General features: G+C 64.5%; 24 protein-coding genes. 16 read left to right on the top strand and 8 right to left on the bottom strand.

Annotation, left to right across the window (positions count from 1 at the left end; translation table 11 throughout):
* Window positions 1-730 precede the first annotated feature (730 nt).
* The 8 genes from ACWD10_RS04900 to ACWD10_RS04865 all read left to right on the top strand — a co-directional run bounded on the left by ACWD10_RS04900 (window position 731) and on the right by ACWD10_RS04865 (window position 7,273).
* The gene (locus ACWD10_RS04900; RefSeq protein ID WP_451087035.1) at window positions 731-1,399 is read left to right on the top strand and encodes a ParB/RepB/Spo0J family partition protein; all 669 of its coding nucleotides are present in this window, start codon (window positions 731-733) and stop codon (window positions 1,397-1,399) included.
* Complete coding sequence (locus ACWD10_RS04895; RefSeq protein ID WP_451087033.1) at window positions 1,396-2,832, top strand: methyltransferase domain-containing protein; 1,437 nt, start codon at window positions 1,396-1,398, stop codon at window positions 2,830-2,832. The genes ACWD10_RS04900 and ACWD10_RS04895 overlap by 4 nt, the downstream gene beginning before the upstream one ends.
* A 4-nt stretch (window positions 2,833-2,836) precedes the next feature.
* Complete coding sequence (locus ACWD10_RS04890) at window positions 2,837-3,361, top strand: hypothetical protein (RefSeq protein ID WP_451087031.1); 525 nt, start codon at window positions 2,837-2,839, stop codon at window positions 3,359-3,361.
* Between the two features lie 474 nt (window positions 3,362-3,835).
* Window positions 3,836-4,276: a phage tail protein gene (locus tag ACWD10_RS04885; RefSeq protein WP_451087029.1), complete on the top strand. Its 441-nt coding sequence runs from the start codon at window positions 3,836-3,838 to the stop codon at window positions 4,274-4,276.
* A gap of 144 nt (window positions 4,277-4,420) precedes the next feature.
* Window positions 4,421-4,753: a hypothetical protein gene (locus tag ACWD10_RS04880; protein ID WP_451087027.1), complete on the top strand. Its 333-nt coding sequence runs from the start codon at window positions 4,421-4,423 to the stop codon at window positions 4,751-4,753.
* 102 nt (window positions 4,754-4,855) lie between these two features.
* Window positions 4,856-5,071: a hypothetical protein gene (locus tag ACWD10_RS04875; RefSeq protein WP_451087025.1), complete on the top strand. Its 216-nt coding sequence runs from the start codon at window positions 4,856-4,858 to the stop codon at window positions 5,069-5,071.
* A gap of 134 nt (window positions 5,072-5,205) precedes the next feature.
* Window positions 5,206-5,748 (top strand): hypothetical protein, encoded by a 543-nt coding sequence (locus ACWD10_RS04870; protein ID WP_451087023.1) that lies wholly within the window; start codon window positions 5,206-5,208, stop codon window positions 5,746-5,748.
* Window positions 5,735-7,273 (top strand): terminase large subunit domain-containing protein, encoded by a 1,539-nt coding sequence (locus tag ACWD10_RS04865; protein ID WP_451087021.1) that lies wholly within the window; start codon window positions 5,735-5,737, stop codon window positions 7,271-7,273. The genes ACWD10_RS04870 and ACWD10_RS04865 overlap by 14 nt, the downstream gene beginning before the upstream one ends.
* Window positions 7,274-7,334: 61 nt before the next feature.
* Here ACWD10_RS04865 and ACWD10_RS04860 read toward each other — a convergent pair whose 3' ends face one another.
* Window positions 7,335-8,435: a DUF3644 domain-containing protein gene (locus tag ACWD10_RS04860; RefSeq protein ID WP_451087019.1), complete on the bottom strand. Its 1,101-nt coding sequence runs from the start codon at window positions 8,433-8,435 to the stop codon at window positions 7,335-7,337.
* Window positions 8,436-8,740: 305 nt separating this feature from the next.
* Between ACWD10_RS04860 and ACWD10_RS04855 the strand changes: the two genes are divergently transcribed.
* Window positions 8,741-10,447, top strand: a complete 1,707-nt coding sequence (locus ACWD10_RS04855) for a hypothetical protein (protein WP_451087017.1) — start codon at window positions 8,741-8,743, stop codon at window positions 10,445-10,447.
* A 95-nt stretch (window positions 10,448-10,542) separates the two neighbouring features.
* On the opposite strand, the gene ACWD10_RS04850 is transcribed toward ACWD10_RS04855, so the two are convergent.
* From ACWD10_RS04850 to ACWD10_RS04830, 5 genes are all read right to left on the bottom strand, one after another.
* Window positions 10,543-10,920, bottom strand: a complete 378-nt coding sequence (locus ACWD10_RS04850) for a hypothetical protein (RefSeq protein ID WP_451087015.1) — start codon at window positions 10,918-10,920, stop codon at window positions 10,543-10,545.
* The gene (locus ACWD10_RS04845) at window positions 10,920-12,842 is read right to left on the bottom strand and encodes an AAA family ATPase (RefSeq protein ID WP_451087217.1); all 1,923 of its coding nucleotides are present in this window, start codon (window positions 12,840-12,842) and stop codon (window positions 10,920-10,922) included. The genes ACWD10_RS04850 and ACWD10_RS04845 overlap by 1 nt, the downstream gene beginning before the upstream one ends.
* A 17-nt stretch (window positions 12,843-12,859) precedes the next feature.
* A complete protein-coding gene (locus tag ACWD10_RS04840) occupies window positions 12,860-13,069 on the bottom strand; it encodes a hypothetical protein (protein ID WP_451087013.1) in 210 nt (69 codons plus the stop codon).
* Complete coding sequence (locus tag ACWD10_RS04835; protein ID WP_451087011.1) at window positions 13,062-15,119, bottom strand: DEAD/DEAH box helicase family protein; 2,058 nt, start codon at window positions 15,117-15,119, stop codon at window positions 13,062-13,064. The genes ACWD10_RS04840 and ACWD10_RS04835 overlap by 8 nt, the downstream gene beginning before the upstream one ends.
* Before the next feature lie 80 nt (window positions 15,120-15,199).
* The gene (locus ACWD10_RS04830; RefSeq protein ID WP_451087009.1) at window positions 15,200-15,682 is read right to left on the bottom strand and encodes a hypothetical protein; all 483 of its coding nucleotides are present in this window, start codon (window positions 15,680-15,682) and stop codon (window positions 15,200-15,202) included.
* 406 nt (window positions 15,683-16,088) lie between these two features.
* Between ACWD10_RS04830 and ACWD10_RS04825 the strand changes: the two genes are divergently transcribed.
* From ACWD10_RS04825 to ACWD10_RS04805, 5 genes are all read left to right on the top strand, one after another.
* Window positions 16,089-17,036: a DNA-methyltransferase gene (locus tag ACWD10_RS04825; RefSeq protein ID WP_451087007.1), complete on the top strand. Its 948-nt coding sequence runs from the start codon at window positions 16,089-16,091 to the stop codon at window positions 17,034-17,036.
* Between the two features lie 88 nt (window positions 17,037-17,124).
* Window positions 17,125-17,790, top strand: a complete 666-nt coding sequence (locus tag ACWD10_RS04820; protein WP_451087005.1) for a hypothetical protein — start codon at window positions 17,125-17,127, stop codon at window positions 17,788-17,790.
* A 116-nt stretch (window positions 17,791-17,906) separates the two neighbouring features.
* Window positions 17,907-18,338 carry a head decoration protein gene (locus ACWD10_RS04815; protein WP_451087003.1) on the top strand — a complete coding sequence of 144 codons (432 nt, stop codon included), beginning with the start codon at window positions 17,907-17,909 and terminating at the stop codon, window positions 18,336-18,338.
* The gene (locus tag ACWD10_RS04810; protein WP_451087001.1) at window positions 18,335-19,384 is read left to right on the top strand and encodes a major capsid protein; all 1,050 of its coding nucleotides are present in this window, start codon (window positions 18,335-18,337) and stop codon (window positions 19,382-19,384) included. Before ACWD10_RS04815 ends, ACWD10_RS04810 begins: the two co-directional genes overlap by 4 nt.
* A 272-nt stretch (window positions 19,385-19,656) precedes the next feature.
* A complete protein-coding gene (locus ACWD10_RS04805) occupies window positions 19,657-19,974 on the top strand; it encodes a hypothetical protein (RefSeq protein WP_451086999.1) in 318 nt (105 codons plus the stop codon).
* 33 nt (window positions 19,975-20,007) lie between these two features.
* Here ACWD10_RS04805 and ACWD10_RS04800 read toward each other — a convergent pair whose 3' ends face one another.
* Window positions 20,008-20,565, bottom strand: coding sequence for a GNAT family N-acetyltransferase (locus tag ACWD10_RS04800; protein ID WP_451086997.1), 558 nt, complete (start codon window positions 20,563-20,565; stop codon window positions 20,008-20,010).
* 143 nt (window positions 20,566-20,708) lie between these two features.
* Between ACWD10_RS04800 and ACWD10_RS04795 the strand changes: the two genes are divergently transcribed.
* Window positions 20,709-21,467 carry a methyltransferase domain-containing protein gene (locus ACWD10_RS04795; RefSeq protein WP_451086995.1) on the top strand — a complete coding sequence of 253 codons (759 nt, stop codon included), beginning with the start codon at window positions 20,709-20,711 and terminating at the stop codon, window positions 21,465-21,467.
* A 268-nt stretch (window positions 21,468-21,735) separates the two neighbouring features.
* Here the strand turns inward: ACWD10_RS04795 and ACWD10_RS04790 are convergent, their stop codons facing one another.
* Window positions 21,736-22,725: a hypothetical protein gene (locus tag ACWD10_RS04790; RefSeq protein WP_451086993.1), complete on the bottom strand. Its 990-nt coding sequence runs from the start codon at window positions 22,723-22,725 to the stop codon at window positions 21,736-21,738.
* Between the two features lie 544 nt (window positions 22,726-23,269).
* Here ACWD10_RS04790 and ACWD10_RS04785 point away from each other — a divergent pair.
* On the top strand, window positions 23,270-23,671 hold the full coding sequence (locus ACWD10_RS04785; protein ID WP_451086991.1) for a hypothetical protein: 402 nt from the start codon (window positions 23,270-23,272) through the stop codon (window positions 23,669-23,671).
* Window positions 23,672-23,943 lie beyond the last annotated feature (272 nt).

Genomic DNA, 23,943 nt, shown 5'->3' with positions numbered 1-23,943 from the left:
TGAAACAGCCATAGATCGCGATGGAGCACAGCACCGGCCTGCGGGAAGACTCCGTTCGCCCCACGGCCATCCCGCCCTATTACGATTCCACGCTCGGTGCCCGGGCGCTGCACGACGGACCGGTCCCGGCACCGTGCGCAACGCGCCGGACGGGGATGAGCTGTCTCGCGAACTGCTCCCTCCGGCATCTGGTACGGGCACAAGCTGAACACCGGTTCCACAGAGGCCGGTTGATCGACACTCCGTGGCGGTAATTCCACTGATATCGACCTCGGCTACGCCCTGCGAGACGGCTTACGGTGCCGGTCGGGGACGTAGATCGCTGTGAGTAACGGGGTGATCCCAAGATCGAAGAACCCCGTCCTCGAGTTGCTGATACCAGAGCCGCTCGCCCTCCGAATCCTTCGCCACCTGGACGATGAGGTTGCCGCTTTGCTTCTGGCTGGCTGTCATGATGATCAACGATGTGCCCTGGTCCGCTGGACCGGAGAGGTTCCTGATCACGGTGAAGTCCCCAGTCTCGGTACCGGGAACATTCGCGCCGACAGCAAGTCAGCGAAGTGCAAAGGTCGGTTGTCACTACAGCACCCTGGACTGGGAGCGAACCACATGTGGTGAAGCTCCGAGTACTCGGCCGCTCCCCGATTCACTCACGTCGCTTCGCGATCAGTCTGGCAGGGCGTCGCGGGTGATGACCTAGGCTCGATGGTGGGCGTGGGGCTGGAGACCCGTGTCCACTGCCACCCCCCGCATACCGGCCTCGCTCGCGGAGTTGGCCGTCCCGGTCGACGAGTTGGCCCCGTACCAGCGCAATCCACGCACTGGCGATCTCGACTCCATCACCGATTCGCTGTCTGTCAATGGTCAGTACCGGCCGATCGTCGTGAACCGCGGTTCGCTCACCGGCCGTCCCAACGAGATCCTCGCCGGCAACCACACCTTCAAGGCTGCGAAGCAGCTCGGGTGGTCCGACATCGCGGTCACCTGGCTCGATGTCGATGACGATGCTGCGGCAAAGATCGTCATCGTCGACAACCGCACTAGTGATCTCGCCGGGTACGACACGGTGCTCCTGGCGGACATCCTCACCGAGCTCCCCGACCTTCAGGGCACCGGATACGACCAGGATCAGCTCGATGAGCTCCTGGATGAGACGGCGCTTCCCGCGCCGATCGAGCTGCCCTCGGACGGGGCGGACACCGGGGCTGCGGCCACGGTGGATTACCTGCAGTGGGGGTACATGCAGTGGTCGTCCACCCGCGTCCGCATCACGCAGGCCGAGGTCGAGCTCCTCGACGCGCTCTACAAGCGGTTCGTCGACGGCCACGACTCCGACATGGGTTTCGGCTGGCACGTCCTCAACGAGGAGCACCGTGCCGAAGAGGGAGCGGTTGCGTGAGTCTCGACGTACGGTTCGAGCCTGCCTATCCGCTTGAGAAGCTGCGGCCGGCGGACTACAACCCGCGGCGTCTGTCTGACGAGTCGTTCGTCCGGCTGCAGGGGTCCTTGCGCCGCCATGGCGTCGTGAAGCCCGTGATCCTCAACGCTGACGGGACGCTGGTCGCGGGCCACCAGAGGACCAAGGGCCTCAAAGCGATCGGGCAGGCCACGACGCCGGCGATGATCCTGCCGCAGAAGGTGCGCCTGCAGGATGAGATCAAGTTCAACCTCCTGCACAACCGCGTCGAAACCGAGTCCTCTGTTGTCTACGCGGAACCAGGGCCGATCGGCCAGTGGTGTTGGATTCCGTGGCAGACCATTGAAGTTGAGGAGTCGAAGAACCTGCCGTTCCAGCAGGCGATCGGCTTCATGACCGCCGCCCACGGACCGTGGGGCTCTGTGGTCATAGACGACCAGGGCCGCATCGTGCTGAACGCCGAGTACGCGGCCGTCGCCAAGTCGCAACGCTTCGACATCCTCGCCTGGACCGTCGCCTCCTTCGACGCCGGGCAGCTTGTCGAGGACCTCACCGGCGAGTACGGCGTGTACGACTGGTCCGGCCTCGAGGACCAGGCGCCCGTGTGGAACCAGCACATCGTGCAGCCCAACCGGTTGCGTGAACACTCCTCGAAGGCAAAGGCGGACAAGGTCCGCTACAAGTCCGAGGTGTGGGAGCGCCTCGTGCTGCCGTGGCTGACGACCTCGCACCGAGTGGTGGACTTCGGAGCCGGGCACGGCGACTACGCCCGGCACCTCCGCGGCAAGGGCTACAAGATCCACGACTACGAGCCGTACCGGACCCTGAAGGGCAAGTACGCCGTCGACATCCGCACGATCGTCGGCCAGATCCGCAGCATCGAACGCGAGTTGAAGGAGAACGGCCTGTACGAGGTCGTCGTCCTCGACTCCGTCATCAACGCCACCACCAGCCTCGACTACCAGCACTGGGTTCTCACCACCGTCAACGCGCTCTGCGCCGCGGACGGGCAGGTCTGCATCGGCACACGCAATCTGGAACGTGAGTTGGCGTACGAGAACTCCGAGCACTCCATCAGCCGCGACTCCACTCGGCTGTCCTTCCTCGACAGCGAGAACGTGGACATGCGGTTCGTGCGTGGCAAGTGGCAACGCATCCGCTACCACACCCCCGAGTCGCTGCGCGGGCTGCTGTCCCGCTACTTCGACGATGTGGAGATCAGCGACGCGACTAGGGCCACCGTCAAGGCGGTCTGCCGACGCCCACGCGCATTGCCAGCAGAGGAATACGAAAGGGCCGTGAATGAAGAATTCAATATGCCCTACCCTAACGATTTCCGACACGGGAAACACGAGGAATTGGCGGCAATTTTGATAGGATTGACCAAGGATAGGAATTCAAGCATGGAGGGGTAGAGAAATGGAATCGGGGGCGAACTCGGAGAAAGTTCGCATAGAAATTGAGGCGCGCGACAAGTACCGCATCATGTGGCTGGCTGGCGTCCGCAACCTGGATCTGACACAGCACTGCCTGAAGGCGTTCGGGGAGCCCGACCGGCATCACATCAACACCCACAGACCGCGGCAGATACTACACCTCCCCAGCAACAACCCTCCGGCTGCCTGGTACTTGTGCGCGCTCCCCATCCCGTGGGACTGGTCACGCAACGCCCACCTCGCATTCGAGCACGCGCCAGGCGAAACCTGGGAAGGCGATGCACTCGCGCCCGGCCTCGGCGTGCAACTCACCAACGCCCGCCCCATCCTCGACTGGGGCGAGCACTCCATCCCCCGCAATGCCCCCAGGCGGAACTCCCGGCTCTATCGCACCTGCCGGAACTGGCAATTCGCCTGGTGGCTACGCACCCATCGGAACGTTCCTGACGCCCCGCCCAGGCCCGCCAACAAGGCAGCGGAAGGGGCCGAGCAACTCCCCTTGAACTGACACAAGGCGGCTGCCCGAAGGCCCTGCCATGGGCAGCCGCGATCAGGCTGCCGGATGCTAGCGATCGCCTCCGCCTTCCCGAAGTGCCTGCGCGACTGTGACTGAGCGCCTCGGTTGGTTGTGACCGCGTTTCCGTGACGACTACGCCAGAAGGACGGCCCGCGTCCACGCCGGGCCGCCGCCGACCACCGTCTGAACAGTATGGAACGCTGTCGTCGAAGGCTGTCGGGCCCGGCAACAGGCTGAGCCTTCACGGACGCGCGGTCGGAACCCCGCAGTTGGCCAGTTGAGCGTGCCACTTGGCCATACGGTCCGCCCTGGACATTCGCGCGCACGTGGAGCGGTGTCCTCCATCCCGGTGACGGGTGATCGTTTCTTCTTGCCCCGCTAGTACGGGCCTCCATGTGCCCGGGGTAAGTGTCGGTTGGCCAGGCCTCGGACGCGTGGCCGTACCCAGCATCAGGGAGTCAGATCATGACCATCGGTGACGCGCAGTCCTCAAACCGGTTCGACCTCGCACTCGGTAACTTCCAGGTCGCGAGTTTCCAGTCCGTCTCGGGGGCCAGCTTCGCCCCAAGCGCCGTCGAAGCCAGGCAGCCCACGGCCGCCGGAAATCCTGTCGTCCGGAAGACACCGGGAGTGAAGCAGTCCGGAGAGGTCACCCTCACCCACTGTCTCGACCGAAGTCCCGCGTTCATCGACTGGGTCCAGGACTGCGTCGTGAAGCGTGACATTGAGAAGGCGCGACAGACCGTTACCATCTCGGCCATCGACCACAAGCAGAATCCGGTGCGTAGCTACGTGCTGTACAACTGCTGGGCGACGGAGTGGTCGAGCCCTGAGCTCAAAGCCACCGACGACGCCCCGGCGATCGAGACGCTCAAACTCGCCTACGACGACATCTCCATCAGGTAGCAGCGACGAGGCCGGAAGGCTCTGAAGAGCCCGACCCTGGGACGGGTCGGGCTTCCTGTGCCCGAACTGGCCGCCTGAAGAGGCGCTCAGCCTCAGCGACCGTAGACATCGCATAGGGCGAGGCCTTCACCTACTATCGCACTCATGTTCTATTGGGATCCGCCGAGCACCGCGCCCACCATCGAGCCCATCGAGGCCGCGTCCCGGGCCGAACACGAGACCCTCGGTGTTCGCACAGACGTGTACTCGGCCGGGCACGAGCCCGCCGCATGGGTCTGGAGTGGCGGCACCTGGCACTGGGCATCGATTCAGGCCCGCCACCGGTACCCGGACGGGGCCGTCGAAGTCCAGGTCCGCATGAACACTGACCACGCGCAAGCCAAGGACCGGACGTATCGCTGGGGTCCCGGCATCGTCTTGGCGCACCCCGGTCCTCGTGCAACCGGCGCCACCCCAGCGGAAACCAAACGCAACTGACGGTGCGGGCAAGCTGGGGTGGATGACGCGCAACTCGCCAGAGTCAGGCGACACATGTCGGGCTGGGAGCACCGAGAGGGTCTACTAGTCGGAGTCTTTGTCATGCAGCGGGATCACGTGCTGCCGTTCCTTGGCGACATCGTGGCCTGTGAGGACGAGACCTCTTACTACGCGAGCTGCACCGTCAACCAGGACTCGATCGAGCTCACCGTGGGCGGCAGCAGCGACAACGGCTCCCTCACCGACACGGAATATCTACTCGCCCTGCGCATCTCGGCCGCGGCCGCGGTGCGAGGGGTGCGACTGATCGGCTCATGACTGAGCGGCAAGCGAAGCGTAGTCCCGGTAATAATCCCCGCCGAGCTGCACGCGCTGTGAACCAACAGGTCGACGCAGTTCGCAGCTGAGTCAGGGATCATGGAGTGTGGGCGCGGGGCCCAGGGAGTTGTTTCATGGGCCGCCCCAACCGCGCCACCCGGGCTGCCATCACCCAGCGGCGAGCCGATGCGATCGACCTGAAGCTGGCCGGGGTGGACTGGCTGACGATCGGCCGCAAGCTCGCGGCCGACCCTGCCATCAACTCTGACGGCGTCGCGTACCCGCAGGGGTACGGCATCGACAAGTACAAGCGGGGCCTGGAGCCGCCCACCGATAAGCGGCTCATCGAGTTCGCCTGCAAGGACGTTTCCAAGGCGCTCGCCGAGCGCACCACCGCGCTGGATGAGAGCGCCGACGAGTTGCGGCAGCTCATGGTGGAGCGACTGGAGCGACTCTTCTTCGGGGTCTACCGCGCGGCGATCCGCAACGGCGACTATCAAGCCGTCGACCGCGCTGTGCGGATCATCGAGCGCAGCAGTCGCCTTCTCGGTCTCGACCGGCCAGCTCGCACTGAACTGTCCGGACCTGATGGTGGCGCAGTACAGGTGGAGAGCGCGGGCCTGGACGAGCTGGAGCGCCTGATCAACCTCGCGGGCGGCGAGGGTGGCCGGGGCTGACGAGGCGGCGGTCCTCGAGGTCTATCGGACGCTTCCTGCGCAGCGCCGCCGTGAGATAGCCGCAGCCTCCACCCCTGAGCTTCGCGCCCGGCTCGTGCGTATCGAGCGGCAGTTGGCGATGGACCGCTCCCCCGGCGCGATGGCCGCCGTCCTCACCGAGGGTCGCGAAATGCAGGCCCCGCACCTGGGGCTGATCGACGCGGCATTCGAACGAGTCGCGGCGGGGCAGCCGACGCGCCTGCTGCTGACGATGCCGCCGCGGCACGGCAAGAGCCGCCGCGCCGCCCGCTGGGCGCCGCTCTGGTATCTGCGCCGCCGCCCCGAGCACCGCGTGATGATCGCGAGCTACTCATCCGACCTTGCCGACGATCACGGCCGGTGGATCCGCGACGCGATCCTCAACTACGGGCCGCAACTTGGCATCAGTCTGCGTGCAGGCTCCTCCGCAGCCAACCGCTTCGACCTTGCCGGTACCGAAGGCGGCGCCGTCATGGCAGGAGTCGGCGGCGGCCTCACCGGCAAGGGCGCGCACCTGGCCGTCGTCGACGACCCCATCAAGGACGCGGCCGAGGCCTCCTCGCCGACCATGCGCAAACGGTTGTGGGAATGGTGGCAGGCCGTCCTGCTGACCCGAATCGAACCTGGCGGCTCGGTCATCTTGATCCAGACCCGCTGGGACGAGGACGACCTCGCCGGACGAGTCCTCGCCGATGAAGGCGACCGGTGGACCGTCATCGACCTGCCCGCCCTCGCACTCTCGGAAGACGACGCCCTCGACCGCCCTCTCGGTGCACCTCTATGGCCGGAGCGATACGACGGCGACGCGCTCGCCGAGATCCGCCGCTCCGTCGGCGAACGCGTCTGGTGGTCGCTCTACATGCAGCAGCCGCGACCGCAGGACGGCGGCGTCTGGCAGTGGCCCTGGATCACCAACAACCGTGTCACCGCAGCCCAGTTCCGTGGCATCGAACTGACGCGGATTGTCGTAGCCGTTGACCCTGCCGGTGGCGAGTCCGCCGTTGGCGACGAGACGGGCATCGTCGCTGCGGCCCGCGACCGCGACGGACACCTCTATGTCCTCGATGACCGCTCCGGCAACCGTGGCGCCGGTGACTGGGGGCGGGAGACGTGCCTGCTGGCAATCGAACTCCGCGCGGACGCGATCGTGGTGGAGAGCAACTATGGCGGCGACATGTCCCGCCAGATCCTCCATCAGTCCTGGCAGGAGCTCCGGAGTGAGAGGCGCACCGAGAACATGCTGATGCCCGCTGTGCTGCAGGTCACTGCGAAGCACGGCAAGAGGTTGAGGGCCGAGCCGATCGCGCAGCTCTACGAGCAGGGCCGCGTCCACCACGTCGGCGAATGGCCGGTACTGGAGCAGCAGATGGTGACGTGGGTCGCCGGCATGGGCAGCCCGGACCGCATGGACGCGGCCGTACACGCTCTGACGCAACTGGCAGACCCGCACCACGCCGAGACCTCATCCTCCAACTACCGAGATGACCGTTTGGCTCGTCGCCGGTGACCAAGGTCTGCCCCGCCTATTCGCGGCCCCAGTGCGGCAGATCGCATCCGAAGGGTGTCCGTCACCTGGCCTGGCAGCCGGGAACCGTGCACGCCTCCTGCTGGCGGCCGAACGGCTTGTGGGCTCTCCAAACGGCCTCAAGATCCAGTGAGTCACGCGCGGCGCGCAGGCGAGTGAAGGCATTGTCTGAGAAGCGAATCAGGCGCTGGGAATGGAAAACGAACTCGTGGCAGCACCCCGGATCCGTGTCGATACCCAGGTGTCGTCGCAACGCGGTGCACTTGGGCTGGGACAAGCCGAGATCCCTGGCGAGGTCGGCCGCCGAGCGGTGAAACTTGGCTTGGAGATCCACCTCCCGGATCGCTGCCGCGGGCACAGTCTCATCAGCGGCGTAACGCACCGGCGGGGCAGCCTGGTTCTTCACGAAGCGAAGCGTGATGAGGAGCCCGTCACCGTCCGTGGCGGTCGCTAGTTGCTGCAGTTGGGGGAAGACTTCCGAACGAGGCGCTCCCCCGCGGATGCCCGCCTGCACCCGGTCGACGTCCTTGCTGGAGACGCGCGTCTCCGGCCCAGTGTGAGCCTCCATCGCCAGCAGCGTCCGAATCCGGGCCCGCGCTTCATGGGTCGCGCGACGGCCGGGCTGAAGCAGGGCAGCGATCTGCTTGTACTCCTCGTCAAGGAGAAGCGCGAGGTCACGTGGCGGGTCAACAGAGACCGGCAGCACCCGCGACGGCAGGTGATCTGCCAGCGGCTCCTTGAACACACGCTGGAGCAGGTCATCGAAGAGAGTCACGGCAGCCCGGGCATGCACGTACAGCAATTGCTCCGAGACCTGGTTGAACCAATGCTGCTCGTCGTCCCGCATAGCGTCGATGGCCCTGAGAGTTCCCGCGTCGGACTCGCTGAGTTTGACGTCCGGGTGCTCCGTCGCCTTGCGTACACAGGTCTCGAAGCCAAGTGACCGACCGAGGGCTGGGTCGAACACGCTGATGCCCTTCTGGACGAGCGCGGCCTTAAGGAGCATCTCGAACGAGTGTTGCAAATACAGAAGGACCTTGGTCACCCTCCCACGGTCGTCCGGGGAGTTGAATGCCTCGGCCGCGGCAACCATCGACGAGACAGCCTTTTCCTTGAGGACGCGTGCTTCTTGTCTGAGTTTCACCCGCAACCTCACCCGTTCCCGACATGCCGCATGATCAGCGGTCAGAGTAGACGCATCAGGCCACAGACCGCTCGTCTGATCCTGGCCTCAGCCAAGCGGCGGAGGTACAAGTTCGGAGGAGGTACTCACGGATCGCCCCAGACGTACGAACAGTACTGGTTCGGACTAATCCAGCAGCCCGGGTTGGCCGGACGCTTGCTCACCTAGGCTGAACGGTGGCGCGGGGCCGACGTTACGGACCTGTCCCCGTGGGCTTGCGCACATTCCTTACCGACGCCTGGTCGTGGCTCAACTACAAGCCGGTCATGTCCGGCACGCTCAATGGGCGACCTCACTATTCCCTGGCTCCGGACCTTCAGGCAACGTGGCTTCCCGAGGAAGCCGTACGCCGTCTCGCCGCGTACAAGCTCCTTGCCGCGTACGACAACAACCAGGGCGGCGAGCTCGCTGCCCTATCGGGGAACGAATCCGCCACCGAGCGTCGTGAGTTCGGTGATCCGTCCGCGTTCGTGGACACGACGCTTTCTCACTTGCTGGGGAAGTCGCAGCAGATCATCGTGCCCGGCGCCGAGCACGCCAAGGACGCGGATGCGACCCCCGACGCAGTGGCAGCGGCCGACGTCCAACAGCGACTTCGGGACTGGGCCGAGGCGGAGCTGCTGCCGCTGCGCATGCAGGCCGCCGAACGCAAAGCCGTACTGCTGGGCGACGGCCTGTACTTGCTGGCGTGGGACCCGCAAAAGCGGCGCGTGCGGCTCAAAACGTACGACCCCGGCTTCTACTTCCCTGTACTCGAGGACGACGCCGACCCCGGCGACTTCCCGCGTCGCGTACACCTGGCGTGGGAGATCCCCGAAGACCCGAAGCGCGGTCTCAAGGCCAAGCTGAGGCGGATCACGTACGAACTCGGCCCCATTGAGGCGGACACCGAACAGTACGACTCTAAGGGCGAATCGAGCGGGCTCCGGAACGGCGACAAGTACAACCCTGAGGCCGGTCGTGTCGAGCGGGCGTACCCCTGGGCGCCTGATCAGCCGTCCGCCGTCACCTGCTACCTGACCGACGCCGAGTGGTTCATCGAAGACCTGCGGCACGGCCAGGGCCTCGATGATCTGCCACTGGACAAAGCCCGCTTCCGTACCCGTACAGACGGCGAAGTGCTGTACCGGCTGGATCTGCGGCTGGACTTTATTCCGCTCATCCACATCAGCAACACCATTGAGGACGGGGAGCACTTCGGGCAGTCCACGCTCGCCAAGGTCATGCAAGCCCTGGATGAGCTCGCAGAAACGGACACTGACTCGGCCCGCGCCTCCGCCACCACGGGCGCCCCCATCATCGGCCTGGCCGGGGCCCGCCCCGAGGTCAACCGGGTAACCGGCAGGCCCAAGCCACTCGCTGTCGAACCGGGCACGATCTTCACGCTGGACGACGGCGGCCGCATGGACGTCCTAGACACCTCACACCAACTCGCTGAACTCCGCGCCCGCGTCGAGGAGATACGCGACCGGGCTGCGGTCAACGCCCGCCTACCCGCTGTCAGCTTGGGCACCGTCGACCCATCCGACGTGCCCAGCGGCTACGCCCTACAGCTGTCTCTCGGGCCGCTGGACTCGCTCGTCGACTCCCTGCGCCTGGCCCGCGCGCACAAGTATGCGCTGCTACTGAAGATGGTGCAGCGCATCCATCAGGTGGGCCGCGCAGAGGGCTGGCCCGCAGGCAAGCCAGTGGTCGCCCGCGTCGTGTTCGGCCCGCACACGCCGACGGACCGGACGGCGATCCTCGACGAAGTAGTCAAGGGCGTGGGTGCCGGGGTCTTGTCGCTGGAGACCGGTATCCGGATGCTGCAGGACGCCGGGTACCCGATCGAAGATGCGCGGGAAGAGGTGAGGCGGATCATTGCGAGGATGGAGGCCTCGGTGCGGGAGCATAGTCGGACGGCATCTGCGTCCCCCACATCGGCTCCCACTGCTGCCTCAGGGACTGACGAAGTTCCTCTTCCTGCACGGTGACATCTGCTTGTGAGGGGTCCATCCCATCCTGTTCTGCACGGCAACGAAATGCTGCCGTGCAGAACACGTCACACGTCAGTCCTCCAAGCCGCCTTTCACTCGTCAGGACTCTCCACAAGATCACTTACGCTGTAGATGACCCCTTGCTTGCAGTGTTCACCGAGTAGCAGCAGGCCCTTGTTCATGAGAATTTCCACAGCCCGGTACGGCTCGGCAACGACCTCTGGGTCTGGGTAGTAGATCTTCACGGTCTCGGCCATCAGCCCATCGTGGTCGAGACCTCCGGTGTCGTAGTTGCTGCCGCGCTTGGTTCCCAGGCCGCCGTCGCGGTCCAGGGCGACATCGTTCTTGATCGCGTACGCGAAGCCGAGGCGGATACGGTCCATCTGCTCGGCGATACCCAACCGTTGCTTGAGGTCATCCGCCGTCTGGGCGGCCTCGATGGTGAGTGCGATGTTCTTGAGGTCCGCCACTAGATCGTCCTCCGCGGCTTAATTACGGTGTGCTTGGGGCCAACGCGCTCGAGCTCGTACTCGGCTGCGAGGTTGCTGCCGAGCGCCTGGAGCGCGGCAGGACGGTCGAATTCGCTGTCGAAGGACAGAAGAATGACCTGCCTGGCCATACGAGGGAGCCCCGCTACAACATTGGCGGTGTTCTCCGCATCCAGCCGGCCAAACGGATAGTCCATGATCACTGGCCCTCGTACGGCCGCGCTGTCCTGCAAGGCAGCGATCAAGGAAAGTGCTACCAGGTGCTCGTAGCCGGCCGAGCGTCGCACTACCTCGTCATCGGAGTCAATGATCTCCAGCCCGTAGTGGTCCGTGATGCGCAAGCCCTTGTAGTCCGGCTCCGAGCTGAGCCCGCGAAAGATGTCGGACGCTCGTTCCTCAACTCTGCGGCGAAGCTTGGCGCGGTAGGCATCGATGGCGTCGCCGAAGAGTGCGATTAGGGCCTGGCTAACCTGGTCCTTCCTATCCAATGTTGCGTCAGGCTGGACAGCCAGCCGTCGCGCCCTGCTCTTGATTTTTTCGATCTCCGACTTCTGCTCTTCCAGATCTGTTTGAGCCGCCTTGAGCCGGTCTTCGTCTCGCAGAACCTTGCCTTGAAGCTCATTTCGCTCGTGCGTAAAGGTGCGTAGCTTGTCCTCACCAAAGGCCTTGAGCTGCTGCACATGGTCCTTGATCTCCTCATCGCACTCCTGCAGCTCCAGGCGCAGTTTGCGAAGGTTGCGATCTCGTTCCACGACGAGGCTTGCATTCTCCAGCGAAAGCGCCTGCAGGGTTTTCCTCTTGTCGCGTACTCGCCTCAGACGGGCGTCGACGTTCTCCTGATGCGACGACGAGGCGTGGGGCTCAAGTCCTGTGATGAGCTCACTTCGGAGCGGTTCAGGAACATCCTGTCGGCAGACCGGGCAGTCAGACTCCGCCCGGAGGTGCGCCAAGTCACGCACAGCCGCAGAGGCGTGGCGCATTTCAGCTTCGAGGGCGGTGATTTCAGCATCAACTGCGATGAGGCGCTCAGTGGCGGACTGGGCCAAGACCGCCTTCCAGAGGTCACCTGACAACTCGCTCAGGGCTAGAACTGCCTCCTCTTCACGACGCCGCCCGTCAGCCGCCTTATCCTTCAACCCATCCAGAAGCCCGAGCAGTCGTTCACCCTTGCTGAACTCGCGGAGCCGGGAATCGACCTCTTCGATCCTATTCTTGGCTGTATCGATCCGCTCGACAATCTCATTGCAGTTCGCCTGGAGATTGTCGCGCATATCTTGAGCCTCGTTGAGGGCTACGGCCATGCGCTTAGTCTCGGTGTGCGCTGCGTACTGGGCCGCCAACTGCTTGCCGACAGCCTGCTGAACGGCAGACATATCAGCTTTGGCGTTGTCGACGATCGGGAGTCCCAGGACGCGTTCGATGGCCTCCTCAAGGGCGGCGCCGTCCTCACTATCCTCGTCGAGCAGATCTTCGTACTTGCGGAGCTGCTCGCCGTCGAACAAGAAGAACTGGCTTACAGACTTGGGCGCGATGCTCTGCAGGGTCTTTTCAGAGTCGTCCTGGGACAGGGGGACACCGTCGCGCTCTAGGAGGGCGATTTCAGTCGGATCCTGCTGTTCGTCGTAACGCCGGATGAGCCGATATGGCGTTCCCTCGTGGTTAAACTCCAGCGTCACCTTGAAGGAGCCGTAGCCATCGAGCTTGCGAGCGTCTGTGTTCGCCAACAAGGCTGGGTCTTCCAGGCTTCGCCGCCCACGGATTTCTCCATATAGCGCATAACGGAAGGCGTTATGGAATGTCGTTTTACCCCGGGTGTTGGATCCATAGAAGAGGTAGACACCGCGTTCGCGGCTGAACTCGACCTCCTGCCTCCCCCGGTAGGGGCCGAAGTTTTCAACGACGATACGATCGAGAGTAAGAATTAGCCCTCTCCCTTCGGCGCCTGCTGAGCGGCCCAGCGATTAATGATCTGCTCCGTGCGCTTCCTGCCCTCTGCCCTGTCCTCGGTGAACTTGCGCTGAACTTCGAGGATCTCGTTCACTAGCTCTGGGTCGAGGTAGGAGTACCGTTTCTTACGGATCTCCTCAACGGTTGCAAACAGATCTGCTGTTTCGCTGCTCTGGTCAGGCATCTGAAGCCCCTTCGTTATTCTCTTCATCACCTTCGATACCCTCGGCCCGGAACTCATCCAGTTGCGCGAGCGGCAGCCCCATTGAGATCCACTTCTCCTCCAGGGCTGATACAGCACCCTGTCCGATCGCCCATCCCGCGAACTCGTATGCACGCGAGAGTTCGCCAAAGACTAGAGGCCAGGTTGGGTCGCCTCGCTCCACTGTGTCAGGAAGGACGAGGACATCGATTAGCGTCGCCAATGTCTTGGTGGGTGAGCGACGGAGGATCCTTCCTCGCCGCTGAATGAACTCCCGCGGATTACGCGAGCTCGCCAGAACCAACGCATGAGTGGCAGAGGGTATATCGACACCTTCATCGAGGCATTTGATTGCGACCACGATGCCGCCACTCACATCAAATAGCTTCAGTGTGGCTCCAGGGTCACCCGCCATCTGGCTGTGATATTCCCAGGACCGGATTCCTCGATCGGCAAGAGCTTCCCGTACCAAGCTCATCTGATCCTGGCTGTCGCAGTAGATCAGCCATTTCTGTTTTGATTCAGGCTGATAGTGCTGCGAGACCAGTTTGACAGCTTTGGCGATCTTGCCGGATGCACCTTTAGAAATACGGGCACGTTCAATCAGCTTACGACGTAGTTGTTCACGGGTCTGCGGCTTTGCTCCGGGTGCCCGCGAGATGGCGTATCGCCGGCTGATCTCCCGTGTGAGCTGATCCCAACGCTCCTGCTCATCATCAGACAGGCCGACCCAGGATGGGTGGTAGACGTACGGCGCCAGGACACCGTCATCGAGCGCGTCCTTAAGCGTGTAGCGGTGAACGATCCCTCCGAAATAGGAGAAGATCGCGTCGGTGCCTTCTGGGTCATTTGCTCGCTCTGGTGTGGCACTGAGGCCAAGACGCCATGGAGTGGCGAGCCAGTCCAAAATGATTCGGAACTCGGAGCTGCCAAGGCGATGGGCCTCATCCGCAACGGTGAACAGCTTCTTAACCATCGGGCGCAGCTGCGCCCGAAAGGCCGGCTGCGCTGCGCTGTTGAGAACAGCGATCACAACGTACTTTCGCCCTGACTCGACTGACGCGCGGAGGGCACCGCCGCGGCTCCATTGATCGTGGCCACCACCAACAAGTTGCACCCGGGCACCGAGCAAGTCCCGGACTTGCTCCGCCCACTGCTCCAGCAGCAGCTTCGAGGGAACCAAGATCAGCGGTGTCAGCCCTTGCGCCATGGCTGTACGAGCGGCATAAAGTCCGGTGATCGTCTTGCCTGAACCAGTCGCATGCGTCAGCAGCCCGCGATGGTCGTTCGCTTCCCATGCGCGGATTGCGTTGCACTGATGATCACGGAGCCGGATGCCGCCGAGTGAAAACTCAGCATCCGTGGCCCGGTTCGTGCGGCCGCGAGCGAGGTCGCGCAGCAAAGCCTCAAGGTCGGTATCCTCTGCCACGCGCTCGAGTTCCTGCTTGATCTCGGCTGGCAGGCCGATAACGCTGACCCCTGGGACAACTCCCTCCCAAATCCTATCGAAACGAGCGGCGGCATGGCTCACACGCAGGGCATCACGGCCTCCTTCCCAGGATGGCCAGACGTCGATCGACTCAACGTTGCCGTCGGGCGCAAGGCCGAGGTAGCTCTCATTCAGCGAGCCACGAAAACCAACCGCGTCGCCAGAATCATCCGAGAATAGCCCCACCTTGTCGTGAAACATGCGTTTGCTGTCGATTGAGGAACTGTGGGCGACTCTTGCCAACTTGACATCTAGCCGGCCGGAAGCGATGAGCGCCGCGAGTAGGCGAGTGGTGTCAGCACGCGATGAACCCAGAAGCTGAGTTAGTTCGCCGCGAAGAGTAGCGACAAGCTCCGCGTCATCCCGCGCAGCATATCCATACATCAAGCTGTCGGCATCGGTACTGCTCAATCGCGGGGAGCAGATGATTCGCATCGCTCCCGCCCGTTCCATGAAGAAGTTTGCGAGGCCGGACTGGACGAGATGGAACACCGTCGAGCTGAAGAAACCAGTGATTCTGTCGTAAGTGCTGGACTCACGCAAGCATGGGTTATAGAATTCTTTGGCTATGTCGTCCGTGTCACTTGTGTACTCGGTTCGTAGAGTTCCCAGATCTCTAAGCATCAGAAGAGCCCTTCAGCCATAGAGTCGTTACTCAACCGAATCCGTAGCTTCAGGGCTTCGGCAAGCCGTCGAGGGCGAGTGACGACAATTTTCTCCACCAGACCAGCGTGGAGATTGCGATTCCCCTGAGCCATCCCCCTAGCCAAAGCTTTTCCGACAATCTCGGGGCGCACTTGGCAACTCTTCCCGTAGCCGAACCCCTCTCCCAGATCATGCATGTCTGCATCCCAGAGGATAAACAGATTCCAACCCGGGACATAGCCCATGACGATAGGGCGGACATTTTCGGCGCGGTCGAAGTAGAGACGCGGCTTCGGCCCCTGTCGCGGGACGGATCTACGCGCCGGCTGCGTTCCTCCTGCAGGGAGGCCGCTCGTCAATTGGATCTTGTACGTACCCTGCTGCCGCTCCGAGGGATGCTGGGTCGCCTGGTAGAGGTAGAAGCGAAGCCGCGGCGGCAGGGGCGACTTGAGCTCGAGCACGAGGGGCTTCCGCTTCAGCTCTCCGTCTCCCGGCACCGTGGCCACAGACTCGCGCAGGGCGCGGACCAGGACGCGGTGAAGGTACCCACTGCTGGACTTCCGTGTAGGGGGGTACCCCTCCTGGAACTGATCCTCTGGCAGCACCAGCCAGTCCGGCGTCGTCGTTCCCACACCCTCCCCCTCGTCCGGGCACCCTACTGTTCGCTGTGAACGAAGTACACACTCTCAGACGGCACTGACATTCCCCCTGGCTCAGGCGGTTTTCGCTGCTCGGAAGGCATCCCGCGGCTCTCAGGGGCCCTCCTGGCCCGCTATAGTGCTCTCGCATCGATCGGACGCGGAGGGGCGCTACATGCAGGACGTACTTGATTCCCTACGATCCGGTCGCAGGTGCTACACCACCGACTTGGGCACGCAGCTTGCCGGTGACAGCCTCGAGCTGCTCGGCGAGCTGCCTGCCGACAGTGTTGACCTGTTCATCACAAGCCCCCCCTTCCCTCTCTTGCGCAAGAAGGCGTACGGGAACACGGACCAGGAAAACTACGTCGACTGGCTCGTCAAGTTCGCTAAACTCGCTAAGGACGCATTGAAGCCGGAAGGCAGTCTCGTAATTGACATCGGTGGCGCCTATCAAGCAGGTGCACCCGTTCGTTCATTGCATCAATTTCGCGCCCTCCTCGCGTTCGTCGATAAGCTGGGATACTTCCTGGCCGAAGAATTCTATTGGTATAATAAATCCAAGCTTCCGTCGCCAATCGAGTGGGTAAACAAGCGAAAAATCCGCGCGAAGGATGCAGTAAACACCGTCTGGTGGCTTTCGAAGAACGAGTTCCCGAAAGCAGACACCAGCCGCGTCCGCGTTCCATACTCAGAGTCGATGCAACGGCTGCTCAAGAATCCATCCGGTTACTACCGGCCTAAGGAGCGCCCTTCCGAACACAACATCGGAAAGGCCTTCGGAGTGGACAACGGCGGCGCCCTCCCCTCTAATCTTCTCAGCATCTCAAATAGCCAATCAAACGACGCATACCTCCGGGCCGTGAAAGCAATAAAGCGTTCGGGACACCCGGCCCGATTCCCCCTAAAACTGCCGGAATTCTTCATCGAGATGCTGACAGACCCGGGGGATCTTGTCGTGGACTTCTTCAGTGGCTCGAATTCAACGGGACTTGTTGCTGAGAACCTCGGACGCAAATGGCTGTCGTTTGAACTAGACCCTTCTTACGCTGCGCTGTCAGCAGTTCGGTTCATGGATGGGTATACGTCAGCCGATGTTCAACGCGGAGTGGAACAGATCGAGCAGGGCAAGACCCTAAAGCTTGCCTCCAACCAACTGAGCTTCGACGAAGAATGATGCCCGTTCGGAGCAGCAGGCCAGGCGGACACGTCTCCGCTCCCGTTACGTAAACTCGTGGTTGGCGCGGGGCCGTTTGGGAGCACTCTTGAGGACTCGCAGCCTGCCCGCACCGTCCGCCGTGCTTGGTCACCGCAGCGATGGCCGCCCGATCCACCCGGTACTCGGCGCCTCGCCGGAGGACGACTCGAACCGTGACGAGGCGACCGTCAGCCTCAGCCAGAAGCACCTGAGTACCCTCATGGCCAGGGAGAAGGACCAGGGCGGCCGGGCAGCAGTCCGGAGTCTGGTCGACAAGCTGGGCTTCTCCAGTGCCTCCGCGCTGGAAGAGTTCATCGCCAGCGTCCGCCAAGCTGAGCAGGAGCAGCTCACCGAGGCAGAGCGCCGCGAGCAGGCACTGGCCGATCGGGAGCAAGCCGCCCTGGCCCGCGAGAGCGCGGCCGTCGCGCGCGAGCGGGAGGCGACGCGCCGTGCGCTGCTCGCCAGCGCCGGAGCGACCGGCCGCGACCTCGACGACGCCGTGGCTCTCCTGCGCGTTGCCGACGACGCGGACGAGACCGCATTCGATGAGGCCGTTCAGGAGCTGAAGGACCGACGGCCCGAGCTGTTCGCCCAGCCCACTCACCCGAACCCGGCTGCGCCTGGTGGCGCTCCTGCGTCGGTGCCGCCACCGCGGCCCAGGAACATCGAGCGCAAGCCTGGTGCTGGCGGTCTGGAGATGGCCCGACGCCGCGGCCTGCTCCCCGCCGAATAGCCAGACCCTCCGACCCCTTCGGGATCTTGGGGACCACGCCCCGCTTCCTCCTCGTGGACCGCGCCGCCACCCCGGTGAGTGCGCGACCGTACCCTGCATCACCTGGAGGAAGCGGCTTGAGCATCCAGCCGTACACCACCTCCGTGGAGCTCACCGCGCACCGGGACTGGCTCGCCTCCCGGCACGGCACGGACTCCACGGAAACCATCACCCTCGACCTGAGCAAGCTCACCAAGAACTCCCATTACGTCGACCCGACCGCAGCACAGCCGCACGGCTACGTCCGCTCCGGTGTCCCGGTCGGCCGCATCACCGCCTCCGGCCTGTACGGGGCGTACGACCCGGAGGCGAAGGACGGCCGTGAGGTCTTCGCTGGCCTCGTGTACGCGGAGGCGCCGTTCACGCCCGGCGTCACCAAGGTCCCGGCGGCGCTGTTCTGGCACGGCACCGTGAACACAGCGAAGATCCCCGGCGGTCTTGACCCGGCCAAGATCGCACCGAACCCGACCGGGGCGCAGATCCGCTTTATCGGGGCGGTGAGCGCATGAGCGTCGCCGACCTGTTGGAGAACGTGTCCGTCGCGGACCTCACGGTCTACGCGCGCACGATGCCGACCCCCGCCGACTTCCTGCTCACCGAGGCGGTGTTCGCCGAGACCAAGGTGCAGGACGTGAAGTGGCGCGTGCGGCAGAACAAGCGGCGCGTGAACGCCGCCTCCTACCGGGCGTACGACACGAGTGTGCCGTTCGCGAAGCGGCAGGCCGAGTCCACGCAGACCGAGGGCACGCTGCCCGCGCTCGGCCAGAAGCTCCTTGTCGGCGAGATGGAGCAGCTCCTCCTCGACGCTTCCCGCGGTGCCGATGAAGACCGGCTGATCGAGCTGCTCTACGACGACGTGGAGCGCCACGTCGAAGCGATCCGCTCCCGCCTCGAACTGGCCGCCGGTGATGTCCTGTTGGACGGCAAGTTCAGCCTGGCCGGTGAAAACGGTCTGACGGTCGAGGTCGACTACGGGGTGCCGGCCGCGAACATGCCGTCCGCACCGACGCCCTGGTCTGACCCGGAGGCGGATCCGATCGCGGACGAGCTGCGGTGGATCGACTATCTCGACTCCATCGGCGCCCCCGCCCCGGAGATGGTCCTCACCTCCCGCAAGGCCTGGTCGCACCTCGCCTCCAATGGCGCGTACAGGGCCGCGTACTACGGCACCCCGGCAGGTGGCCAGACACCGACGGCATCGCTGAATCCGCAGCAAGTCAACTCGGTACGCGGAAACTACGGACTGCCGCCGGTCACGCTCTACAAGGCCCAGGTATGGCAGGACGACGTGTCCAAGCGCGTGCTACCGGAGGACCGTTGGATCATGCTGCCTCCGGACCGGGCGAAGTGGGGTCAGACCCAGTACGGCACCACCACTGAGTCGCTGGCCCTGTCGCGAGGCGCGAATCCGTACATTGAGCGTGAGGACGCGCCCGGCATCGTCATCACCCGCGATGTGCAGGACGATCCGGTTCAGATCTGGACCAAGGGTGCGGCGGCAGCAATGCCCGTCCTGTACTCGCCGGACTGCCACATCACGGCCACGGTCCTGTGAGTGCAGATAAGAAGGCCCTCGGGGTCCTCGCGGCCACCGTCCATGTCATTGACCCGGGCGACCGCGTTCCCCTCGTGCTGCTCGCCGGCACTGAGGTGACGGACCCGGCGGTCGCTGCGCAGATCACGAATCCGCGGTGCTGGCAGGACGGGCAGCCTCCGGGTACTGAGACGGAGCCCAAGACACCCCGCAGAGCGAAGCCCGCCCAGAAGTAGACCGCGTGGCGGGGAGGAGCATGGGCTCCTCCCCGCCATTCAACGATCGGGAGTGCCGTGAACGACGAGATCCTTCACTGGCTGCAAGGTCATCTCGGCTCCGAGATAGACCTCTCAGACATCGCCGCTCGCTACGGGCGGCTTCAATCGGCCCGAGCTGTCGCCGCCGAGGTACTCCGGGAGCGGATCGCAGGGCTGGTGGCCGAGCCGTTGAAGGTCACCGTCAACGGCGTTGCCACTATCGACAACTCCGCCAATGTGACAGCCCTCGAGCGTCAGCTTGCGCAGCTTGACGACGAGGTTGCGCCGGATGCGCAGATAAGCGGTGCGAGGCTGCTGACCACCGTGCAGCTCGTTGCCCGCCCGCGCCGGTAGACGGGCCGGGAGAACGATCTTCACGCACCCCCGCTACCAACGTCGCAGCAGGAATTCAGGCCGCTCCATCCGCCAGATGACATCGAGTCCGGAATCTGACGGCGCGCGAGGAACAGTTGCCGGCCGTGTCTCAACCTGAGCGAACCCGAGTGTCTTCGGGATGGCACCACTCGCACCATTGGCCTCATCGTGGACGATCTCCACACAGCCGACGCCTGAGAGATCGAAGCCCTGCACCGTGAGAGCAGCTGCCGCCGAGGTGGCCACTCCCCGACCGGTGTAGTCGGGGTGCACCCAGTAGCCGATCTCAACGCTTCCAACATCGGGGCGGCGGACCAGTCCGCAACTGCCAACCGGATCCGCTCCCAAGGTGATTGCGTACGTGTAGCCGCTACCCGAAGCCCACTTCTGCTCGCATCGGGCGGCGAACTCCGCGCTGCGCTCCCTGCTGTGCTCAGTTACCCACGGCATCCAGGGCCGGAGGTGTTCGAGCGACTCGTTCACGATCCGGTACACCACTTCGGCATCTTTAAGCCGCCAGCGCCGCAGCTTGACGGAGTTGTACTCGAGGATCTCCGCAGGCTCGTCCATCGCCCCAGGATGGCAAGCCCGAACGGACGATGAAACTGAGTTCTGGGAGCCGAGGTCAATAACCAGAGGCCCGCGAACCTGGCCGCAGCCTACGGTGTGCATCACCCTGACGCGCTCATGCCCTGCCACGAGGAGAGGCCCGCATGGTGACGGCAAACGAGACTCTGCATGACCGGTTCATCGAGCTAGCCGAACTCCCAGTCGGAGGACGACTAGTTGATCTGGGTTGTGGAGCTGGCCCCGCCCTGCTGGCCTTCAGCAGGCGCTTCCCCACGGCGTCACTCGTGGGAATCGATCGCTCGGAGCAGGCCCTGGAAAGGGCGCGGGCGCGGCTGCAAGACCATGCTGGTGTCGTGGAGTTGTCTTCTGTGGACTTGCGCGAGCAGCTCCCCCTTGAGGACGAGAGCGTCGACGCTGTCGTCTCGTCCAATCTGCTCGAGTGCCTGCCGGATGCGGCATCGCTGCTCAAGGAGATATGGCGGGTCCTACGACCAGGCGGTCGAGCGGTGCTGTCCCATTCGGACTTCGACGCCCTCGTCATCTCGGGTGCTCCAGTCGAACTCGACCGGAGGATCTGCCACGCGTTCGCCGACGATGCTTCGCCGTGGATGGACAATTCGGATGGCCGGATTGGCCGCAAGCTGCCCGGGATGGTGGCTGCTTCACCGCTGGCTCGGACGCACGTGGCAACTCTGGTTACCTCATCAACGACCTTGGATGGTCATGCTGGCCGACGGGTCGAGGACATCCGGGGCGGCCTGCAGGCGACAGCTAGGCGAGGGAACGGCCTCATTGCTCTGGCCGAGATCGACGAGTGGTACTCCGCCATCCGACAGGCCGCTACTCAAGGGCAGTTCTTCTTTGCCGAAACGGCGGTCATCGTTTCGGCTCAGCGCGTGTGACGGACGGCCGTTATCGCGGCACTGACCGTGTCCCCGCAGGGTGAATCTGTTGGGCGATCTGGTGGCCGCGGTCGCGGCTACGGTTCCTCCGCCATGGGCAGCCGACCAAGTGGTGCGAGCGCGTGAGGCGTGGGAGAACCGCCGTTAGCTGCCGGGTACGTGTACGGCCCGTCGGCGTCGGTCGGCGGGCCGTACGTTCCCGGAGTTGACGGGCTACCAGCAGCGTAGGCGGCGCTTAACTGCTGTCTCGTTTCCCACACCGAAACGGTCAAACTGCGCGGTCGAGGGCGTCTTTGAGCTGGTCGGCGCCGGGTTCTCCTCGGAGGGTGCGGTACAGGCCCAGAGTGCGTGTGCGGGTCAGGCCGCTCCGGTATGAGGAGGGCAGCTCCCCATACGCCTGAGAGGCGATCCGCGCCGCTTCCCTCGGTTCTCCGTCGTGGGCAAGGCAGGACGCCCGGTCGATGGTGATCAAGGCCCGGGTCATCAGGGACGGCGACCGGGAGAGTTCCATGGCCCGTGTCTGGGTGGCGTGGGCCCGATCCGTCTCTCCGAGCAGTGTGAGGGCCTGGCTGAGGTGGACATGGTGCTTCTGCTCCGGGTATCCGGTCCAGGTGTCGGCGGCCTGTTGGGGAGTGAGACGGTCCATCAGCTTCTCGACGTCGGCGACCGCGGCGAGGGCCTTGTCACGGTTCCCGTGGGCGGCGTACGCGCGGGCGGCCACGGCGGAGGCGAGTGCTGCGGCGGCGGACGGCTGTGATCCGGCCTTGTTTCGGGCGCGTTCGGCGAGGTCCGCGGCCGCGGCCGGGGCGCCGAAGTTCAGCGGCACCATGGCCTCGCGGGCCAGCACCCACGCATGCAGGCCGGTGTCCCCGGATTCTTCGGCCGCCCGGCCTGCGGTGTGGAACCAGCCGTGAGCTTCGCGGTGGTTGCCCAGGTCGTGCAGGACGATCGCGGTCATCCCGGCCATCTGTGCCGTGACCCGGCACAGGCGGGCGCGGGCCTTCACAGTCTGCGGTGCGGTGAACAGCGGGTCCATGGAGGTGACATCGGCTAGGAGGTCGGAGAGGACTTCGGCCGGGGCGTGGCCGTTGTAGCCGTAGCCGTAGCGTTCGGCGGTCGACTCCCAGTAGGAGAGATCGGCGGTGGCATGGTCGGCCAGCGCCACGTCTAGGTGATGGCGGGCATCGATGAGTGCTGCGGCGCCGGTTCCGGTCAGGCCGGCTGCCAGGGCGCCGCGCACCAGCGCACGACGCTTCATGTCGTCTCCTTCATGGGGTCGCTCCGGGACGCGTGCCGAGGTTGGTTCTTCCCAGGGTCTCTCAGCGAGGCCCAAACGTCGCCCCGGAATGCGAAGTCCGTCAGCGATCCGCTCGATTGCGGCGAGGCTCGTGACGGCTCCTTCGCCACGGGCGATCTTCGCGACGCGTTCGGGGCGGATGTCGACGGCCGCGCCGAGGCGGTTGTAGCTGATGTTCCCGATCTCGTGGGCGAGGGAGAAGACCTGGCCGAAGTCGCGGTCACGCAGGGCCCGTTGAATCCTCGGATCGGCTATCAGGTCCGCATTCAGTGCGGCCGGTGACGGCGGGTGCTGCATCCCAATCCCCCGGCGATGTTGATGGCATGTCAGTGATGCTTCCCGCACGGAGCGTACCCACTACCCCCTTCATGTGTACCCCTCATGGGGCCCACATCGTCTGGTTACTGCCCCTGGGCGTACGGGAGTTGACTGCGCACGTCTACCCGTCCCTGACCCCCGTGAGGGATGGGTGGACACCCCCACGTCCACGACCACGAGGCCGACGATGAACACGACCAGCACCAACCAGGAGACATCGACCACGACGACCACCGACCGTGCCGCAGTGCTCTACATCTGCACGGAACAGGGCGCGCACGAGCTGGCGAGGGAGCGTGCGGTCGAGGAGAGCCGCGAGTTCGCGAAGGCCCGCGACCTGAACGTGATCGAGACCGTCGTCGAAGCCCACGGTGGCAACTACCTGGACCCGAAGAGTCGTGAGGGCTGGCAGAGGGTTCGGGATCTGGCGGAGCAGGGCCTGGCCCAGGTCGTCGTCACCAGGTGGCCGGACATGATCTCCCTGCAGCACGAGCAGCAGTATCCGGAGGTCGTGTGGCTCAAGCAGCACGGTACCCAAGTGTGGTTCTCCTGGGGCCCGTTGCAGATGCCGGAGGGCGAGATCAAGTGAAAGGCCGCCATGCCGCTCCGGACCACACAGGACGCGCCGTTGCGTTCCTCGGCCTACTCGGCGCCTTACCACCGGCGTGGATTGTCGGCCCGGCCGTCATGGAGTCGCACGGAGCCCAGGTTGGCATAGAGCGGCCCGATACCGAGCCAGAAGAATCCGTGACCGTGACCGTCGGCTAGTCCGTGCACCGCGCCGGGCCGTACGCCTGCCGCTGCGGCACCCGCTCGTGACTCCGGCGGGGGACGGGTCCGAGTCCGCCCCCGTACCCCGTC

The organism is Streptomyces sp. NPDC002851, assembly GCF_053591935.1.
Note: the sequence above shows the minus strand (reverse complement) of the source record. Positions and strands in the feature narration are given on the sequence as shown.

Bases quoted from the DNA above. Each gene is read 5' to 3' on its own strand.
- ACWD10_RS04890 (WP_451087031.1), top strand. From the start codon at position 2,837: ATGGAATCGGGGGCGAACTCGGAGAAAGTTCGCATAGAAATTGAGGCG.
- ACWD10_RS04885 (WP_451087029.1), top strand. From the start codon at position 3,836: ATGACCATCGGTGACGCGCAGTCCTCAAACCGGTTCGACCTCGCACTC.
- ACWD10_RS04880 (WP_451087027.1), top strand. From the start codon at position 4,421: ATGTTCTATTGGGATCCGCCGAGCACCGCGCCCACCATCGAGCCCATC.
- ACWD10_RS04875 (WP_451087025.1), top strand. From the start codon at position 4,856: ATGCAGCGGGATCACGTGCTGCCGTTCCTTGGCGACATCGTGGCCTGT.
- ACWD10_RS04870 (WP_451087023.1), top strand. From the start codon at position 5,206: ATGGGCCGCCCCAACCGCGCCACCCGGGCTGCCATCACCCAGCGGCGA.
- ACWD10_RS04855 (WP_451087017.1), top strand. From the start codon at position 8,741: ATGTCCGGCACGCTCAATGGGCGACCTCACTATTCCCTGGCTCCGGAC.
- ACWD10_RS04840 (WP_451087013.1), bottom strand. From the start codon at position 13,069: ATGCCTGACCAGAGCAGCGAAACAGCAGATCTGTTTGCAACCGTTGAG.
- ACWD10_RS04810 (WP_451087001.1), top strand. From the start codon at position 18,335: ATGAGCGTCGCCGACCTGTTGGAGAACGTGTCCGTCGCGGACCTCACG.
- ACWD10_RS04800 (WP_451086997.1), bottom strand. From the start codon at position 20,565: ATGGACGAGCCTGCGGAGATCCTCGAGTACAACTCCGTCAAGCTGCGG.
- ACWD10_RS04795 (WP_451086995.1), top strand. From the start codon at position 20,709: ATGGTGACGGCAAACGAGACTCTGCATGACCGGTTCATCGAGCTAGCC.
- ACWD10_RS04790 (WP_451086993.1), bottom strand. From the start codon at position 22,725: ATGAAGCGTCGTGCGCTGGTGCGCGGCGCCCTGGCAGCCGGCCTGACC.
- ACWD10_RS04785 (WP_451086991.1), top strand. From the start codon at position 23,270: ATGAACACGACCAGCACCAACCAGGAGACATCGACCACGACGACCACC.